14 protein-coding genes are annotated in these 17,514 nt (G+C 43.7%); 8 read left to right on the top strand and 6 right to left on the bottom strand.

Annotated elements, in window-relative coordinates; translation table 11 throughout:
• Positions 1-32: 32 nt before the first annotated feature.
• Positions 33-1,286: an NnrS family protein gene (locus tag H9653_RS07520; protein WP_191691609.1), complete on the bottom strand. Its 1,254-nt coding sequence runs from the start codon at positions 1,284-1,286 to the stop codon at positions 33-35.
• Between the two features lie 451 nt (positions 1,287-1,737).
• Here H9653_RS07520 and H9653_RS07515 point away from each other — a divergent pair, with 451 nt between their 5' ends.
• Positions 1,738-1,974, top strand: coding sequence for a hypothetical protein (locus H9653_RS07515; RefSeq protein ID WP_191691608.1), 237 nt, complete (start codon positions 1,738-1,740; stop codon positions 1,972-1,974).
• A gap of 101 nt (positions 1,975-2,075) precedes the next feature.
• Here H9653_RS07515 and H9653_RS07510 read toward each other — a convergent pair whose 3' ends face one another.
• Positions 2,076-3,566, bottom strand: a complete 1,491-nt coding sequence (locus H9653_RS07510; protein ID WP_191691606.1) for an aldehyde dehydrogenase family protein — start codon at positions 3,564-3,566, stop codon at positions 2,076-2,078.
• Between the two features lie 489 nt (positions 3,567-4,055).
• Between H9653_RS07510 and H9653_RS07505 the strand changes: the two genes are divergently transcribed.
• The 5 genes from H9653_RS07505 (at position 4,056) to H9653_RS07485 (ending at position 8,982) form a co-directional block, all read left to right on the top strand.
• Entirely contained in the window at positions 4,056-4,658 is a 603-nt protein-coding gene (locus tag H9653_RS07505) for a TetR/AcrR family transcriptional regulator (protein ID WP_068405634.1), read from the top strand.
• A 229-nt stretch (positions 4,659-4,887) separates the two neighbouring features.
• The gene (locus tag H9653_RS07500; protein WP_191691604.1) at positions 4,888-6,105 is read left to right on the top strand and encodes an iron-containing alcohol dehydrogenase; all 1,218 of its coding nucleotides are present in this window, start codon (positions 4,888-4,890) and stop codon (positions 6,103-6,105) included.
• A 270-nt stretch (positions 6,106-6,375) separates the two neighbouring features.
• A complete protein-coding gene (locus tag H9653_RS07495) occupies positions 6,376-7,425 on the top strand; it encodes an NADP-dependent oxidoreductase (RefSeq protein WP_068405639.1) in 1,050 nt (349 codons plus the stop codon).
• A gap of 215 nt (positions 7,426-7,640) precedes the next feature.
• Positions 7,641-8,318, top strand: a complete 678-nt coding sequence (locus tag H9653_RS07490; RefSeq protein WP_102076917.1) for a type 1 glutamine amidotransferase domain-containing protein — start codon at positions 7,641-7,643, stop codon at positions 8,316-8,318.
• Between the two features lie 28 nt (positions 8,319-8,346).
• Positions 8,347-8,982 carry a glutathione S-transferase family protein gene (locus tag H9653_RS07485; RefSeq protein ID WP_191691602.1) on the top strand — a complete coding sequence of 212 codons (636 nt, stop codon included), beginning with the start codon at positions 8,347-8,349 and terminating at the stop codon, positions 8,980-8,982.
• Positions 8,983-9,060: 78 nt separating this feature from the next.
• Here the strand turns inward: H9653_RS07485 and H9653_RS07480 are convergent, their stop codons facing one another.
• Together H9653_RS07480 and H9653_RS07475 are read right to left on the bottom strand one after the other, a co-directional pair.
• On the bottom strand, positions 9,061-10,392 hold the full coding sequence (locus H9653_RS07480; RefSeq protein WP_191691600.1) for a D-arabinono-1,4-lactone oxidase: 1,332 nt from the start codon (positions 10,390-10,392) through the stop codon (positions 9,061-9,063).
• Positions 10,380-11,603 (bottom strand): alanine racemase, encoded by a 1,224-nt coding sequence (locus H9653_RS07475; protein ID WP_191691598.1) that lies wholly within the window; start codon positions 11,601-11,603, stop codon positions 10,380-10,382. Before H9653_RS07475 ends, H9653_RS07480 begins: the two co-directional genes overlap by 13 nt.
• Positions 11,604-12,084: 481 nt before the next feature.
• On the opposite strand from H9653_RS07475, the gene H9653_RS07470 reads away from it, so the two are divergent.
• Positions 12,085-13,773, top strand: coding sequence for an MFS transporter (locus H9653_RS07470; protein WP_191691596.1), 1,689 nt, complete (start codon positions 12,085-12,087; stop codon positions 13,771-13,773).
• 99 nt (positions 13,774-13,872) lie between these two features.
• Entirely contained in the window at positions 13,873-15,168 is a 1,296-nt protein-coding gene (locus tag H9653_RS07465) for an HlyD family secretion protein (RefSeq protein ID WP_191691595.1), read from the top strand.
• Positions 15,169-15,297: 129 nt separating this feature from the next.
• On the opposite strand, the gene pdxH is transcribed toward H9653_RS07465, so the two are convergent.
• Together pdxH and glmM are read right to left on the bottom strand one after the other, a co-directional pair.
• A complete protein-coding gene (pdxH, locus tag H9653_RS07460; protein ID WP_191691626.1) occupies positions 15,298-15,957 on the bottom strand; it encodes a pyridoxamine 5'-phosphate oxidase in 660 nt (219 codons plus the stop codon).
• Between the two features lie 63 nt (positions 15,958-16,020).
• Positions 16,021-17,391 (bottom strand): phosphoglucosamine mutase, encoded by a 1,371-nt coding sequence (glmM, locus tag H9653_RS07455; protein WP_191691594.1) that lies wholly within the window; start codon positions 17,389-17,391, stop codon positions 16,021-16,023.
• Between the last annotated feature and the right edge of the window lie 123 nt (positions 17,392-17,514).

The following is a 17,514-nucleotide window of genomic DNA, read 5'->3' as shown; positions in this document are numbered from 1 at the left end:
TGTAAAATAACGTTGATCACGTCAAAACCTTATTAACCAAATAAGCCATCTGGCCGTTGGCGTGCCAGCATCGGTAAATAACTGATGCAAAATAGTGCAAAACAAGCAATCCAAGCACCTTGCGCCGTCATAATCCATAATAAGTAATGGCTCATATCGACCAATGGTAAAAATACTCGACTGACAAACGTCAGCACCATCAGTGCAAACATAAGATTGACGATTTTGGGCGGTTGATGGATACTGCGACCTGTATGACCGAGCGATACCCGCGCCATCATTGCTACTGTCATCATACCCACGCCAGAGATGGATAATCCATGGACGGCGATACTGTGGCTGTAACCGAGCCATGGCTGTAGTGCGTATAACACAAAACTCAGACACATGCCTAAAAACGCGATATATAACGACCATAAGAGTGGTTTTTGCCAAATGCTGCGATGATACCAGCCCGCTAAGCGCACGATATTGACCACCGCGACCCCAAGGGCACTGATGGTCAGCAAGTATTTATTGGGGTAAAATAAATCAACGAGGAAAAAAACAAAGAAAAACAGTAAACTTGCGATATCTTGTGCTTTATTATTACGTACTGTGACTTCTTCTTTTTCGCCTTTAGCGTTTGGAATACTTAAACCACGCTCGATAAAGAACGGCACCACGCGACGACCGATGGTCAACACTAGGCCGATAATCAAGTAAAAACCTAAATAGATACCTAACTTGGTCAAGTTCATATTGGCGCTGATAATGCCCCAATAGCATAGCGCATTACCGAGTGTTAGAAGCGTAAGCTTGGCTAAAATACCCATCTGCTTATATTGCTTCACTTGTAGCACTGCCCGAGAAATCACAAATGCCATCCAGCCGACAAACAATAAATCAAATATCGCCGCGGCATATAGTAAGGCTGCCCCGCTACCAGCAACCGTGATACCGAGGCCGAAAGCTACCCAGCCCAAGCGTGCCAGCAACCAACACATAAAGATACCGAGCAGCTTATAACCATGTGGCATCATCACACCCGTCCAGGTTTTCACTGCGGTCAATAAGAAACCTGCCACGACTGCCAGCGCATAGCCATAAATCATTTCATGGCCATGCCAATACAGCGGATTTAGCGTTTGCGCATCGATATCCGCGTGTCCGGTAAACACAAACGCCCATAGAGTCATTGTGATAATGGCAAACAAAGCCGCGGCACTAAAAAATATCCGAAAGCTCAGGTTGAGAATAGGATGCGGCGAGCTTGGCGGTTTGGTAGGTAAATTGATTGATTGCATAACAGACTTCTTATAGTCAAAGTTAGAAGGTGTGCCTTAAAGATATATTTTAAATGAATGTTATACATAATACAACTGAAACTATATGACTGCTACGATGAATTAACGCACTTATTATATACAGCTTTGATTTATATAACGCGCTACACTAGATAACTTATATTATATTAATCTATATTCTATCACTTGTATGAAGAAACTGATATTAAAGAGCTGGTATTAAAGAGCTGCTACCAAATAAGTTATTGCAAATAAGTCAATGAAAACAACTGGCATTGGCTGATTTATGGCAGTATGAAATCGAATTTTAAACACTAAAATTTATAAATTAAGCGCTATAAACCAAACGTTAAAGCTGCCCATACCTTGATATTTGCTTTCATTATTACCATCATAAATAGTGACCACGGCTAATTTGACTACATAAATGGTCCACCTTGAGGAGAATGTCATGACAGAAGCACATGCACCAATTGAAAAACGTAAAATTGTTAATCGTTTTTTAACCTTACTGACCGAACAACAACCACAAATGTATTATGCCACGACATCAGAGGTCGCGCGCAGTATCCATACCATGATTAAAGAGCACACCAATCGCTTGACGGTAGAAGAGCAAGCCCTGACCCGCCGTATGTCTATTGAAGAAATCGAAGCGTTATTGGGTTTTCATACTAAGCAACATTAGAATAATCAACTTTTAGAGTAACGACATCATTAGTAAGAAAAAAGACCACCATCAAGGCGGTCTTTTCTATGTCGAGCGTTTAATTTATCTACCATGCCTAATTAGAATGGATACTCGCGTGGCTCATGTTGTACGGAAATCCAATGTAAAGTGGTAAATTCTTCTAATATCCATTCACCATTAAAGCGTCCGATACCAGAGTTTTTCTCGCCACCGAACGGCGCATTACTTTCATCATTGACCGAGATATCGTTGATATGGGTCATGCCCGCTTTGATACCGCGCGCAAAACGCAGACCTTTTTCCATATCTTGGGTAAAGACCGCACTCGATAGACCATACATAGAATCATTGGCAATCGACAGCGCATCATCTTCATCCTTGGCACGAATGATACCAACCACAGGGCCAAAAACTTCGTTACAGGATAAGTCCATCTCACGCGTCACTTCACTAAAGATATGCGGCGGCACCACCTGACCTTTAATCTCACCACTTAATAGCATCTTAGCGCCTTCTTCCTGCGCTTTAGCGATTTTTTCTTGTAGCGATTCGACTTGTTTTTTATTGATGATAGGGCCAACTGCGGTGTCTTCTTTGCTAGGGTCACCGACATTTAGGGTTTTTACGTGAGCTAGGAAACGCTCAACGAAATCATCATAAATCTCATCTTCGACAATTATACGATTAATCGCAATACAGATTTGTCCTTGGTGCAGGAATTTACCAAAGGCAGCCGCCTTCACTGCTTGCTCGATATCGGCATCTTTTAGCACCACAAATGGGCTATTACCACCAAGCTCAAGCGCCACTTGCTTGATATAATCGCCGCCGTTGGCAAGCTCGCCGATATGTTTGCCAACCGCCGTTGAACCAGTAAATGACACCAAGCTTGGAATATCGTGGGTGACAATCGCATCGCCAATCTCGCTGCCCGCGCCAACGACCACGCTCAGCAGCCCTTTTGGCAGACCCGCTTCTTCAAATATTTTTGCCAATAGCAGACCGCCGGTAATCGGCGTATCACTGGCAGGCTTGAGCACCACGGCATTACCCAAAGCTAACGCAGGCGCAATAGAACGCTGAGTTAAATGTAGAGGAAAGTTCCATGGGCTAATCACGGCAATCACGCCCATTGGCTCACGATAAATAAAGTTCTCTTTACCTGGCGTATTAGAAGGGCGAATTTCACCATGCACGCGGTTTGGGAAACTGGCAGCTTCAAGCGTAATCGCCCGTGCACTACCGAACTCGACCATGGCTTTGATACGGGTACTGCCCGACTCTTTAATTAACCAATTAACGATTTCTTCTTGACGCTCATCGAAGATATTGACGACTTTATATAATACCGCTGCACGCTGGGCTGGCGTTTGCTTCGCCCACTCTGCCTGTGCTTTGGTTGCTGCCTGAAAAGCTTCATCGAGCTGTTTATAGGTTGCCTGCTGAATCTCTACCAAGGTTTCGCCATTAAAAGGGTTGGTATCGGTATTGACGCTATCGTCTTGACCTTTTTGCCACGTACTGGCGATATATTGCAAATGAAAATCGCTATAGGCGCTTTGTTGAGTATGCTTAGTATCGGTTGACATAATTATCCTTATTTATTTTAAGTTTGTTTTTAAGAGCCATTCAATTAAAAGTATTTTCTAGATAGAAACTTATATAAAACTCTAGGCTGTATAAGTTGTGTCGGTTGTATCACTTTATAAACAGTCGGCATAACTATTGTGCAAAAAAACTTGCTACTGAGCGTTAATAAAAGGTTTCATTAATAAAAAGTTTCATTCATAAGTTGCGTTAATAAATAAAAGCCTTCTTACCAAACGTAACTTGCTAGACGACTGGTCTAATGCTAACATAGTAAGCACAAAAACAAGAATAATTTATCATTATGTATTGTTGAGAAAACGTAACGCTTAAAACTAGTATTAAAGAAGCGCTCTCAACCCTAGTTTCTATTTAACTGATTTCCATTTAACTGATTTCCATTTAACTGATTTCCATTTAACTGATTTCCATTTAACTGATTTCCATTCGATTACATAACCAAATAATACCCTAAGGAGAACATCCTCTTCATGTCCGATATTACCACTCCTATTCCATCCGATACGAAGGCGCATCTATTAGCAGTAGGTTATAAGCTCATCGCGCAAAAAGGCTTTACCGCTGTCGGTATCAAACAAATACTCGATACTGCCGGTGTACCTAAAGGCTCGTTTTATCATTACTTTGCTTCAAAAGAAGCTTTTGGTGAAGCCATCATCGAGCATTATTTTGCTAACTATAAAAAGCGCTTAGAGTCGATTGCAGCTGAAGATATTAGCGCGCAACAAAAGATTTATAACTATTTTCAAAACTGGTATGACACCCAGCAAAACGGCTGCGACCATGAAAAATGCTTGGTGGTTAAGCTCAGCGCTGAAGTGGCTGATATCTCAGAAACCATGCGTAAAGCCTTGTATGCAGGTTATCAGCAAACTATCAACTGGATTGCTGAGCAAATAAAAGCCGGCTGGGCAGATGGCACAATCCCTCACCCTGATAATATCGCCGCTGAGAGTATGGCTAAACGTTGGTACTTTGCTTGGTTAGGCGCCAGCTTAATCGCTAAAATCAGTCAAACCGATACACCATTGGCAGAAGTCTGGCTCATGACCACCTCGCAACTTGGTCGCTAAATATTATTCAGGATTTCCATGAGTAACCATTTAGACCGCTAACTGATAAAAGATGATTTTCAGTTATACGATAGTTTTGTAAAATTCATAATAAAATACTAGACGACCGGTCTAATTGATGTAAAATACGCTCAAACAGCAAAAGTTACTACGATCTATATTTTGCGCTCACAACCTATATACTTATTAAAACTCACCTTACAACTTCTCATTAGCAACTAGGAATTTTATGAATAACTTTCAATACTACAATCCCGTTCGCATCGTCTTTGGCGAAGGTCAAATCAAAAAATTATCAGAACTGGTGCCAACCGATGCACGCGTATTAATCACTTACGGCGGTGGTTCAGCGCAGCGTACTGGTACCTTAGATGAAGTAAAAAATGCACTCGCTGCTAACGGCAACCGTGAAGTATTTGAGTTTGGCGGTATTGAAGCCAATCCAGAATTTACCACGCTGCTAAAAGCTGCTGACATGGTCAATAAACATAATATTGATTTCTTATTAGCAGTGGGCGGCGGTTCAGTTATCGATGGTAGTAAGTTTGTCGCCCTTGTGTCTTCATTAACTGAAGAAGGCAGCACAGATGGGACGGTTTCTCGTGAAAAAGCATGGGACGCATTGACCAGTTATTGCAAAAACATCGATTCAGCGATTGATTTAGGCGCAGTATTGACCATTCCAGCGACCGGTTCTGAGATGAACTCTGGCGGCGTAATTAACTATAGCGAACGTCAAGCAAAACTACCTTTTGGTAACCCGCTTACCTTCCCTAAATTCTCAATTTTGGACCCTACCAAAACCTTGACATTACCTGAGCGCCAAGTGATGAACGGTGTCGCTGACGCCTTTGTTCACGTCATGGAGCAGTACCTTACCTATCCTATTAATGCCAAAGTGCAAGATGCCTTTTCTGAGAGTTTATTAAAAATTCTTATCGAAGAAGGTAAAGCGGTCAAGGCCGACCCAGAGAATTTAGAAACGCGTAAAAACATCATGTGGACAGCAACCATGGCATTAAATGGTCTGATTGGTACGGGCGTGCCACAAGATTGGACGACGCATATGATTGGTCATGAATTGACTTCTCTACACGCGATTGACCATGCTCGCACGCTCACGATTGTACTGCCGTCAGTCATGCGTGAGCTTAAAGACAGTAAAAAAGACAAATTGCTCCAATATGCGCGTAACGTTTGGAACATTACAGATACAGATTTAGACGACGATACCATCATCGAAACTGCTATTGTGCATACTGAGAACTTCTTCCGCGAGCTTGGCTTGCCAGTGAGCTTAGAAGATGCTGAGTTAGATAAGTCGGCGATTGACCCTATCATTAAGCAACTTGAAGCACACAAAATGGTGAAATTGGGCGAACATGGTAAAAATGATTTAGTCGTATCACGCCGCATCTTAGAGCGCGCCGTGACGAGCAAAGCCTAATCATTTAAAGTCTTAACATCGTAACTTGCTATTTTCACGATAATCGGTAGCCATCCACCTTGTTATGGCTACTGACTTTAAGAATTTTAAAACGTTAAAAAACCAATAATACGCCAATCTCAACTTATCGTAGGCCTTTGATTTTTATAGAATTTAAAATCTTAATTGTTTTAACTGAAATTTTAAAAACTAAGTAAACCAATACCTTAGAAAAATAAGTTGAGAGTGGGGTAATAATGACAACCAACAACTAGAATAAGGAGCTTTAGCATGAGCTTTAATGAACAACAAAACCAACAACAAAACCGTCAAATCAAACTTGCCAGCCGCCCGAATGGCGCCCCAACCAAAGATAACTTTGAGCTGACCACCAGCGACATCCCAACACCTAACGACAAGCAAATGCTACTGCGCACGGTCTACATGTCGCTTGATCCATACATGCGCGGACGTATGAGCGCGTCAAAAAGCTATGCTGACCCACTAGAAGTCGGCGATGTGATGCTTGGCGGTACGGTCGCCCAAGTGGTCGAATCTAATATCGATAAATTTGCCGTTGGTGATTTGGTGGTATCAAATTCAGGCTGGCAGGATTATAGCGTCAGTGATGGTGAAGGCGTGCTAAAACTTGATAAGAATATGTCCAACCCATCTTATGGTTTGGGTGTCCTTGGTATGCCAGGCTTTACCGGATATATGGGTTTGACCGATATCGGTAAACCAAAACAAGGCGAAACCTTAGTCGTCGCAGCAGCAACTGGTCCTGTGGGCGCAACCGTCGGACAAGTCGGTAAGCATTTAGGCTTACGTACCGTTGGTGTGGCAGGCGGTGCGGAAAAATGCGCTTATGCGGTCGAAGAGCTGGGCTTTGATATTTGTATTGACCATAAAGCCGACGACTTTGCCGAACAGCTGAAAAACGCTTGCCCAGATGGTATCGACATCTATTATGAAAACGTTGGTGGTAAAGTACTCGATGGTGTATTGCCATTACTAAATGCCCATGCGCGTATCCCAGTGTGCGGCCTAGTGTCACAATATAATGCGACTGAACTTCCTGATGGCAAAGACCGTCTCGGTATGCTGATGGGTCTTATCCTGAGCCAACGTCTGACTATCAAAGGTTTTATTATCTTTGAAGAGTACGGCGATCATTTCCCAGAGTTCTTAAAAACCATGGGTGAATGGGTTGAATCGGGTAAAGTTAAAACCAAAGAGCATATCGTCGATGGCTTAGCACAAGCGCCGCAAGCTTTCTTTGACATGTTAGACGGTAAGAACTTCGGTAAAACCGTGGTTAAAGTTGCCGACGTTCAGTAATGGTTATTTTAAATATAGTCAAGGAATTTTAGAATCGCTACAAGGTGACCGACCGCAGATAGTACATTGAGTACATCTAGGGTGGGCAACACCGTAGCGGTTTAAAAGTGCTGTGACTATAGCGCAACGCTAAGAGCAACAGAATCTCTCAGCAATACTTAACGATGAATACCAACAAGCGTCAATACCAATATCAATAATAAATAAGGACAATTATGAATATTTTAATGGTACTAACCTCACACGATAAATTAGGCGATACTGGCAAAAAGACGGGGTTTTGGCTCGAAGAATTTGCCGCCCCTTACTATGCTTTTTTAGATGCTGGCGTCAATATTACCTTAGCCTCTCCTGCTGGCGGTCAACCACCACTCGATCCGAGTAGCGATACGGAAGACGCGCAAACCAAAGACACCAAACGCTTTAAAGAAGACAAAGAGGCGCAAGAGCGTCTTGCCAATACCAAAAAGCTTGCCGACGTAAAAGCCGAAGACTTCGATTCTGTCTTTTATCCGGGCGGTCATGGTCCATTATGGGATTTGGCAGTCGATAAAAATTCTATCGATTTAATTGAAAGCTTTGTTAAGCAAGACAAGCCGATTGCTTTTGTTTGTCACGCTCCTGCAGCGCTGAAAAACGTCAAAATCGACGGTGAGTATTTGGTCAAAGGTAAAAAAGTTACTGGTTTTACCAATACCGAAGAAGAAGGCGTACAGCTCACTGACGTCGTACCTTTCTTATTGGAAGACGTTTTAAAAGCCAATGGCGGTGACTATCAAAAAGGCGCAGATTGGGAATCTTATGTCGTCGAAGACGGTCTATTGATTACCGGCCAAAACCCAGCCTCATCAGAAGAAGCTGCCAAACGCTTACTGGCTAAACTGAACGCTTAATATAAAATACCGCAACAAGGCTGACATCATGATTCGCTTACATCATCTTAATCAATCACGCTCACTACGTACGCTATGGCTACTAGAAGAATTGGGGCAACCTTATGAAATCATTAGCCATCAGCGCGATGCCAACACGCATCTAGCACCTGGTAGCCTAAAAGCAATTCATCCACTCGGTAAATCTCCGGTTATTGAGATGGATGGCGAGCTTTATGCCGAATCTGGGGCGATTACTGAGCTATTGATTGAGCGTTTTGCGCCAGAGCAATTACGCCCTGCGACCGACAGCACTGATTATGGTCATTACTTGCAGTGGATTCACTTTGCTGAAAGCTCGCTGATGTTGCCGTTATTGCTTGAGCTGTTTACCACTAAAGCAGGCGTTGGCGATAATGCGTTTTTAACCGGTTATATCGCTCAAGAAAAGCACAAACTCCTGAGCTATTTAGATAATGAGGTGAAAGACAAAACATTTATCGTCGGCAACAAACTCAGTGGTGCAGACTTCATGCTGTCGTTTGATTTAATCATGCTCGCTAAACGCGGTGCGTTAGAAGACTACACTCATATCAAACAGTATGCTTTGCAACTGACGAGCATTGATAGCTACCAACGCGCCATGCGTTTGGAAGCCAACTATGATGACTCTATTAAGCGTTAAGTAAGACATTTTAATGGTTTAATATGAAAAAACAGCTCTTTATGAGCTGTTTTTTTTATGGCTAAGTTGATAAGGGCTTTAAAGGCAAAACTTTTGCTCAAGCCAGCTATTCATAAAGACATTATCAGGATCATACTCGCGGCGTATCTCCAAAAAGCGATTGAGCTTAGGATATAAGCTTTGCAGCTCTATACGGCTCAATTTATTCACTTTACCCCAGTGCGGGCGACCCTGCCATTTTTTCATATACTCGTACAGCCATTTAAACAATGGCTCACAGTCCATACCTTTATAAACGTGGAACGATAATACCGCGCAATCCTCTCCCTGCGTAGGACTGAGCATGCCCGTCTCGCCTTTATGCGTGCGCACCTCAATAGGAAAGTGCGAGCCTTTATTGTCGTTTAATAAAATATGATTGACCTCTGAGATACATTCATCAAAGTCAGATAACTTGATAAAATACTCAGATTCATTAAATTTGACGCCGCGCGGTGTCGGAAACACCTCGTAGCTGTAACCTTCACGCTTGGTATTAGGAATAGAGCTTGCTGATATTTCACTGACCTTTTTGGTCAGCGACGGTTTCATACGAGCCAGCTCACACAGTACATAAAAAGCACCATTTAAAGTGACTACGCTGTCAAAATGATCTTTGAGTTTCTGCGTGCCCGTCATCGCTTTGGGTGCTATGACTGACAGCGTCTTTTGCTGAATCTTATTGGTGCCGGGAAACAAAAACCATTCTAGATGACGATGGCTGTGCGCGGTTTCATGAAAACGTGCCAACCCTTCTTCAAAATCTAAGACTTCGTTGGACTCTTTAAGTCCGTAGAGGTCAACCACCTTAAGCGTCAATTTGGTAAAAATACCAAGCATACCAAGGCTAGCATGTAAGGCATTACCCAACTCGTCAGTTTTCGGGTCGCCGCGATGATGGGTGTGCAGCTCGCCTTTACCATCGACCCATTCCCAGGTTACCACTTGATTGGCAATCGAGCCTAAAGTAATCCCTGTGCCATGAGTTGCGGTACTGGCAGCACCAGCAATGGTTTGCGCTTGCACATCACCCATGTTTTCTAACGCCAAACCATGCTCTTTGAGCGCTGCGCCAATTTCATATAAGTAAGTACCAGCATGTAAAGTGGCAAGCTTCGCCTCTTTATCGACTGAGATAAGACCGCGCATATTATGTAAACTGACGGCAATTTCTTCAGGTTTCGCGCAGCCACTAAAAGAATGCGCCGCGCCGGTGACTCTAACGCGCTTTTTATTTGCCCGTGCATTTTTCACAATCTCTTGTAGTTCTGCAACCGATGAAGGCGTGAGTTTTTGCTCAGGGGCAGCACGCTCGTACCCTACCCAATTTTGCCAATCATTGCTTCCTTGCCACTGCCTTAATGAAAACATTTGCCCTCTCCTCGGTAAGTTATCATGGTTTGCTGTTTTTTTACTTTGTTTGCTGGCCCTGTAGGCTGACCAGATTGTCGATAACAAATGAGTTCATTAAAATGTTCACACAGCTCGCCTGCTTTTGCATGGCGGCACCAAACCATATCGCCAATATTAAGACGCGGCATCTCATCATCATTGCCCGTTTTGCCAATTGCCATCGGCGTTTGTACTTCACCAAAACCTTCATCGTTTAATAGGGATAAATGTTTGGGATAATGAATGACCGGTGCTTTATCGGCCCCTGTCGCACCCGAGGCAATAAAGCCGCCACTATGACAGGTAATCACGCCTTTTTCTGGTTGACGCGTCACAGGCAGCACAAAGCCCGCGGCAGGCTGAAACTCATGCATGCTATCCATATAATCAAAATACGCCGGTTTATAATAGGCAGAACCGACCGTTATTTCGCTAACCTCAGGCTGGCTTGAGGTGAAATCCATACTGCCACTGCCACCCCCATTGACGAGCTTAAGCGTATAACCTTGTTTATCCAGATAGGCAACAATTGAGCGGCGGTGCTTACTCACTTGTTTTTGTGAGCGGCTTTTTAGTAAACGAATTGCAGGCGACAACACAGTTTTACCCGGTAAATGCTCGGGCAAACCCGCAATTTGTGCCTCATAGCCCATTGCCGCACTGATCTTAATATTGGGATATTTTTTGATATGCTGTAGTAGCTTTTTTACGTCTTTGATGCTCATTAATGCCGAACGCTTGGTACCGAAATACAGCTTGGGCAGCGGCATCGACATATTGATATCGAGACAAACATCAATAATGACATCGTGCGCTTTGGCAACTTCATTAAGCACATCCACATGCTCTGGGCGATCGATCATCCAAATCATGGTTGCGCCCTGTTTGGTAAAGTCAAAAGTTGCGGCGACACTTTTCGCATCTAAAGTTGGATAAGCGCAGAGAATATTATCAAAGCCATTTTCTAACAGATACACTGATTCGTCGGCCGCGTAAGACATCAGCCCGATAAAGTTAGGAGATTTGTCTTTAATGTAGTGCAGAACATCGATAGAGCGAATAGATTTGGTCGCCAAGCGTAGTTGAACAGACTTAGTTTTTTGGTTGACCAGTGTTATATTATGATCGAGCGCGTCCATATCGAGCCACGCACTCGGAGCTTTCGACGGAATAATGTGGGCAAAATCCATTTTACTTTCCTTGTAACGACCATTGAATACGACCTTATATTTCTTATAATACTGTTATTATGCCTCTAAAAAAGAGGATATATCAGCATCATAGTTTGTACCCAGAGCCTAGCTCAGTCAAGCGCCATATTTATAAAAAATCGACATTTGTTAAATCACATAAATAAGTTTAGCTAAGAAGACCTTCGAGCAAAAACTCTAAATAAAAGTGGAATTATTTATATCTTTAAGCATAAAAATAACTATGACGCTCTCACCTTTTTAAACTAAAAAAGTACAATCACTAAATAGTCTCAAATTGAAATCATGATAAAATAATGCAAACAGTCCTTTGACTGTTTTTTATTTTTTATAGCTACTAAATGAAGCACTTATGGCTCAATTTGATAATAGCTCGGATAATAGCTCGTCCAATTTTTGCTCGTCTAGGAATCCTACGATGTCACTTTATCTTTCTACTTTTAGCAGGTGGCGATAGACAATGAGCAATGAATACCAATTCAAACCGCACGAACAACCCTTTATGGTGGGTTCTCCCGCCACACCCGACCATCCTACGCGCCGCAAAGTATTTTATCTATTGATTGGTATTTTTATTGGCATCACCGCCAGCTTTCAAAATGGTTTATTGGTGGCAAATCTGACCCAAATCCAAGGTGAAATGGGCTTGACGCCAGTCGAAGGTGGCTGGATATCGGTCGCCTATAATATGACCAATGCTTGTATCACCGTGCTGCTATACAAAATCCGTCAGCAATTTGGTATGGCGCTCTTTAGCAAAATCACCCTGTTCTCACTGTTGGCGGCCACCAGTTTACAATGGTTAGTCAGTAGCCATCTCTTAGACACCAGCGCTATTATCATTGAGCCTTATTATCTAGAAATCATCGCCCGCGGCTTAAGTGGTATGGTTGCTAGTGCCATGACGGTATTGGCTATTTTTTATTGCCTGCAAGGTATGCCAACCGCCAAACGCATTAGCGGTCTGATTTTGGGGTTTGGCTTAGTACAATTTGGCATTCCTCTCTCAAGGATTATCTCGCCATATCTTGCGGTCGACGGCCAGCTTGAAACGCTATTTTTGTTTGAATTGGGCTTAACCCTGATTTGCTTTGCCCTGATTAATATCTTAGAGCTACCACCTGGCAATACCGAAAAAGTATTCGAAAAACTGGATTTTTTAAGCTTTGCGTTTTTTGCCAGCGGACTTGCAGCGTTGGCAGTCTTTTTGGTACAAGGGCGTATCCAGTGGTGGACGACGCCTTGGCTGAGCTATCCGCTCATCATCGCGGTGGTGACAATTAGCATCGCCTTATGGATTGAAACGCACCGTAAAAACCCAATGTTACAAGTGCGCTGGATGCGTAGCCGCAATATCATCGCTTTTACGATAACCGGCGCGGTGATGCGTATTTTATTATCCGAGCAAAATGTCGGTGCAGCTGGCTTACTGGCCAATTTGGGCTACGGAAATGATCAGTTGATTACCTTTTATGCGGTGATACTTGCCGCTAGCGTTCTGGCCTTGGTCATCAGTATTTTTAGGACCAATGCGATGGATTTACGCCGTCCAGTCATTTTCGCTGTCGCCCTGATTGCGGTTGGCGCCTGGCTAGATACAGATATTTCGCTAAATTCTGCCCCTTATATGTTTTATGTCAGTCAATTTATGATTGCCTTTGCTGCCGTCTATTTTATGGGTCCCATGGTTTTTGAAGGGATGTTTCGCGCTATCGCTAACGGCCCCGCTTACATTATTAGTTTTTCGGTTATTTTTAGCATCTCGCAGACCATTGGCGGACTTGCAGGCGCGGCAGCGATTCAAGCGTTTACCACCATACGTACACAGATACACTACGCTGATATGGTCAGCTCGCTTAATTTGGGCGATCCGGCCTTAATGGCACAAGTTGCAGGCGCAGGTCGTATGTTATCTACCCAAATCACGGATGCCAATCAAGCAAATGTCGCAGCGATGGGACAAGTATTGCAAGGCATTCAGCGCCAAGCGACTGTCGCCGCCTATGCTGATTTATTTTTTCTTATGGCAACTATCGCCTCCATCACAACGCTGATTTTATTACTAAATTACTTGTATCATCGCTACCATAAACGTAATCCATTGGCTAAAGAATTGGCAGCGATTGCAAAAATGCGCGAAGCAAAATAGCCCGAATAATTAAAGCATTTTCTTCATTTAAAAATGCCACTTAACATATTAATTAATGCAAAAAACTTATGATAACTATTCAAACTTTAGGAGCGCGGCATGAGTCAAGAAAAATCTGATGAGCTTAACCAAAACCCTAAGCCTGCCTCTGACGCGCTAACCAACGACAATCATGCTCCTGATGCAACAAATCATCCAAGTGCTGTGGTCAATATAGATAAATCAGCTAACGACAGGCTCGTAAATGATGAGAGTATTGTTAATGACGAGAGTACTGTTAATGATAATCTTACTGACAGTGATGAGTCGTCCATGCCGCCAAAGGAGCCGATTCCTAGCAGCGACGGCTGGTCGCCAAAGAAGAAATCTTATTTAAATTTAGGCATACTAATCGCCTTGATTGTGATTGGCGTGGCCTTAATTTTGTACGCTTGGAAGCTGCCGCCTTTTACTCCGACGATCCAGCAGACCAATAATGCCTTTATTAAAGGCCAAACCACCATTATCAGTCCGCAAGTATCTGGCTACGTGACTGAGGTGGCGGTTGAGGATTTTGCCAATGTTAAAGAAGGTGATTTATTAATCAAAATAGACGATCGTACTTTTAGGCAGCAGCTTGAGCAAGCGCAGGCAAACATTGAAATCGCTGTGACCAATCGCGCTAGTAATGCGCAGGATACAGGAACCAGCCAAGCGCAAATCGAAGCACGCGAGGCGGACTTATATAGTGCTAAAGTCAGCGTCGACAGTGCGCGTGAGGATGTCAAACGCTATCAAGGTTTAGACGCTATCGGCGCGGTCTCAAAGGCAGAAGTGGCGCATATCAAAGCGCAACTTGCAAAAGCGCAGGCCAACGTGCAACAAGCAGAAGCGAATTTACAAGTGGCTCGTGAGGCAAGCGAGAAGACCAGCGGTAGCCGCTCATCTTTAGATGCCAATATTAAGAGTGCAGAAGCCGGTGCTAAGCAAGCTCAGATTAATTTAGACAATACCGTTATTAAGGCACCAGAATCTGGGCAGCTGAGTCAAATCAGTGTCAAAGAGGGACAATACGTGAGCGCAGGTACGCAGCTGATGTATATCGTACCAAAAGGCGTATGGATTATTGCTAACTTTAAAGAAACGCAAGTAGCCAATATGCGTATCGGTGAGCCCGCTACCATTCATGTCGATGCCCTTGGCGGTGCCAAATTTAGTGGTCATGTCAGTAATATCTCGCCTGCAACGGGCAGCGAATTTAGTGCCGGCGCGGCCAATCCTGCGACGGGTAACTATATCAAAATTGCCCAGCGCGTTCCTGTTAGAATTGATTTAGACCAAAGCCAGCCTAACCTTGCGCAGTTACGTCCAGGTATGTCAGTGTCAGTGAATGTCGATACCAAAGCAAGAAGTTAATGCAAGAAATTAGGCTAAAAATCAGCGCAAAAAAAGCCTCTTTAAATGCCTAGCGTGTTAGGTTTAAAGAGGCTTTTTGATTTTTGCAATATCTTATTTTCAGTAGATTTTAGCTTAAATGAGCTAATTTTATGGTAACAAACGTTTGGTTGTCCATTTTGCCGCGTCGCCCGTGCCACTCTTATCTTGCGTATAAACAATGCGGTCATGCATACGATTGGCACGGCCTTGCCAAAACTCGATGCTCTCAATCGTAATCTCATAGCCACCCCAAAACTCAGGGGTTGGCACTTGACTGTCTGCTGGATAATCATTTTGCAACTGCTCAAACGTTTGCTCCATGACCTCGCGATTGGCAACTTCACCACTTTGCGGCTGGCTAACCCACGCGCCCACTTGACTATCATGCGGACGTTTTTGGAAATAAGCCGCGGATTTAGTAGCATCTATTTTAGCAATGCTGCCGCTGATACGGATTTGACGCTCAAGCTTATGCCAAAAAAACAGCGCTTCGGCATTGGGATTTTCAGCGATATCTTGACCCTTGGCACTTTCATAATTGGTATAAAACACGATGCCTTTTTCAGTAATCTCCCGCAGCAAAACGATACGCACGCTGGGCTTATTGTCTGCGCCGCACGTCGCTAAACTCATCGCATAAGGTTCTTGCACTTCTGCTGCTATCGCTTCATTCATCCACGCGTGTAGCATCTCAAATGGTGAATCTGGTACTGACTGCTGGTCGAGTTGCCCTTTCTCATACGATAGGCGCTGATCGGTAAAATCCATACTCATGATTGTTTCTCGCTAACTTTCAAATATTATTAATATAAGTGTATTTAACCAAGACGTTTAGCCTAAAACCGTTTTGATTTTATCGGCCAAATCGTTGGCCATCACATCACATTCTATCTCATCGTCTGACTCAACCATGACCCGAATCATCGGCTCTGTACCTGACTGACGGATAAGCAGGCGACCACGACCTTCTAAAGTAGCGCGCGCTTTATCAAAAGCTGCGACAAGCTCTTCATGCTCAAACGGATCTTGCATTTGCGATAAGCGCACATTGACCAGTTTTTGTGGTAACACTTCAAAGCCTTCGGTCAAATCGCTAAGTGCCTTACCACGTGCTTGCATCACTGCCAGCACTTGTAAGCCTGCGATAATGGCATCGCCCGTGCGGCTTTTATCCAAGCATAAAATATGACCAGATGGCTCACCGCCCAATATCCAACCTTTGGCTTCAAGCTCTTGCATGACATAGCGGTCGCCAACTTTTGCACGGGTAAAGGCGATATCCGCGTCTTTTAACGCCAACTCTAAACCCATGTTACTCATCAAGGTACCCACAACGCCTTCAGCTTTGGTTTGACCTTGAGTAGCAAGTACATACAAAATACCATCGCCATCGACCAGCTCACCGGCTTCATCGACCATCACGATACGGTCACCATCGCCATCTAAAGCAATACCGACATCGGCTTCATATTCGAGTACCGCTTTTTGCAGACTCTCAGGATGGGTTGAGCCGCAATTGGCATTGATATTGATACCATCGGGTTTGTTATTAATTGCGATAACATTGGCGCCAAGCTCACGCATAACGCGTGGCGCAACGCTATAACCAGCCCCATTGGCACAGTCGACGACGACGGTCAAATGATCTAAGTCATATTGATAAGGGAAGCTACCTTTACAAAATTCGATATAGCGCCCTTTCGCATCATTAATACGATTGTTTTTGCCCAGTTGCGCCGGATCTAGAATTGGCATGATGGCATTATTAGCGGAATTTGAGGCATCCATAATTGCGGTCAATTTATCATTGATTGCGCTTTGCATCTCATCGGTCAGTTTTTTGCCATCACCTGAGAAGAACTTGATGCCATTATCAAAATAAGGATTGTGCGAAGCAGAAATCACCACACCAGCATCGGCGTTAAAACTGCGGGTCAAATGCGCGATAGCAGGCGTCGGTAGCGGCCCTAGCATATGGACGTCAACCCCAGCCGCATTAAAGCCCGCCTGCAGCGCCCCTTCAATCACATAGCCGGACAGACGCGTGTCTTTACCTATCACCACACTGGGTTTGCGCGCAGGATTATTATTATTTTCTATCAGCACCAGCCCCGTCACATAACCTAACTTCAAAATAAAATCAGGGGTAATCGGTAACTCACCAAATTTGCCGCGAATACCATCAGTGCCAAAGTAACTCATTATTATTGTTCCTCAATTTTATAAAGTAAAAAATCAAACGGGCGCGCAGACTGTCATTGGTTTAAAAGAAGCTAATTGATAGACAATCGCTTTTGTAGAAACCCTTTTAAAACTGTCTGCTGC

It is taken from the genome of Psychrobacter communis (assembly GCF_014836505.1).
GTDB lineage: Bacteria > Pseudomonadota > Gammaproteobacteria > Pseudomonadales > Moraxellaceae > Psychrobacter > Psychrobacter faecalis.
Note: the sequence above shows the minus strand (reverse complement) of the source record. Positions and strands in the feature narration are given on the sequence as shown.

What these genes read in the sequence shown, in the direction of transcription:
- H9653_RS07520 (WP_191691609.1), bottom strand. Translation starts at nt 1,286, where the DNA reads ATGCAATCAATCAATTTACCTACCAAACCGCCAAGCTCGCCGCATCCT.
- H9653_RS07515 (WP_191691608.1), top strand. Translation starts at nt 1,738, where the DNA reads ATGACAGAAGCACATGCACCAATTGAAAAACGTAAAATTGTTAATCGT.
- H9653_RS07510 (WP_191691606.1), bottom strand. Translation starts at nt 3,566, where the DNA reads ATGTCAACCGATACTAAGCATACTCAACAAAGCGCCTATAGCGATTTT.
- H9653_RS07505 (WP_068405634.1), top strand. Translation starts at nt 4,056, where the DNA reads ATGTCCGATATTACCACTCCTATTCCATCCGATACGAAGGCGCATCTA.
- H9653_RS07500 (WP_191691604.1), top strand. Translation starts at nt 4,888, where the DNA reads ATGAATAACTTTCAATACTACAATCCCGTTCGCATCGTCTTTGGCGAA.
- H9653_RS07495 (WP_068405639.1), top strand. Translation starts at nt 6,376, where the DNA reads ATGAGCTTTAATGAACAACAAAACCAACAACAAAACCGTCAAATCAAA.
- H9653_RS07490 (WP_102076917.1), top strand. Translation starts at nt 7,641, where the DNA reads ATGAATATTTTAATGGTACTAACCTCACACGATAAATTAGGCGATACT.
- H9653_RS07485 (WP_191691602.1), top strand. Translation starts at nt 8,347, where the DNA reads ATGATTCGCTTACATCATCTTAATCAATCACGCTCACTACGTACGCTA.
- H9653_RS07480 (WP_191691600.1), bottom strand. Translation starts at nt 10,392, where the DNA reads ATGTTTTCATTAAGGCAGTGGCAAGGAAGCAATGATTGGCAAAATTGG.
- H9653_RS07475 (WP_191691598.1), bottom strand. Translation starts at nt 11,603, where the DNA reads ATGGATTTTGCCCACATTATTCCGTCGAAAGCTCCGAGTGCGTGGCTC.
- H9653_RS07470 (WP_191691596.1), top strand. Translation starts at nt 12,085, where the DNA reads ATGAGCAATGAATACCAATTCAAACCGCACGAACAACCCTTTATGGTG.
- H9653_RS07465 (WP_191691595.1), top strand. Translation starts at nt 13,873, where the DNA reads ATGAGTCAAGAAAAATCTGATGAGCTTAACCAAAACCCTAAGCCTGCC.
- pdxH (WP_191691626.1), bottom strand. Translation starts at nt 15,957, where the DNA reads ATGGATTTTACCGATCAGCGCCTATCGTATGAGAAAGGGCAACTCGAC.
- glmM (WP_191691594.1), bottom strand. Translation starts at nt 17,391, where the DNA reads ATGAGTTACTTTGGCACTGATGGTATTCGCGGCAAATTTGGTGAGTTA.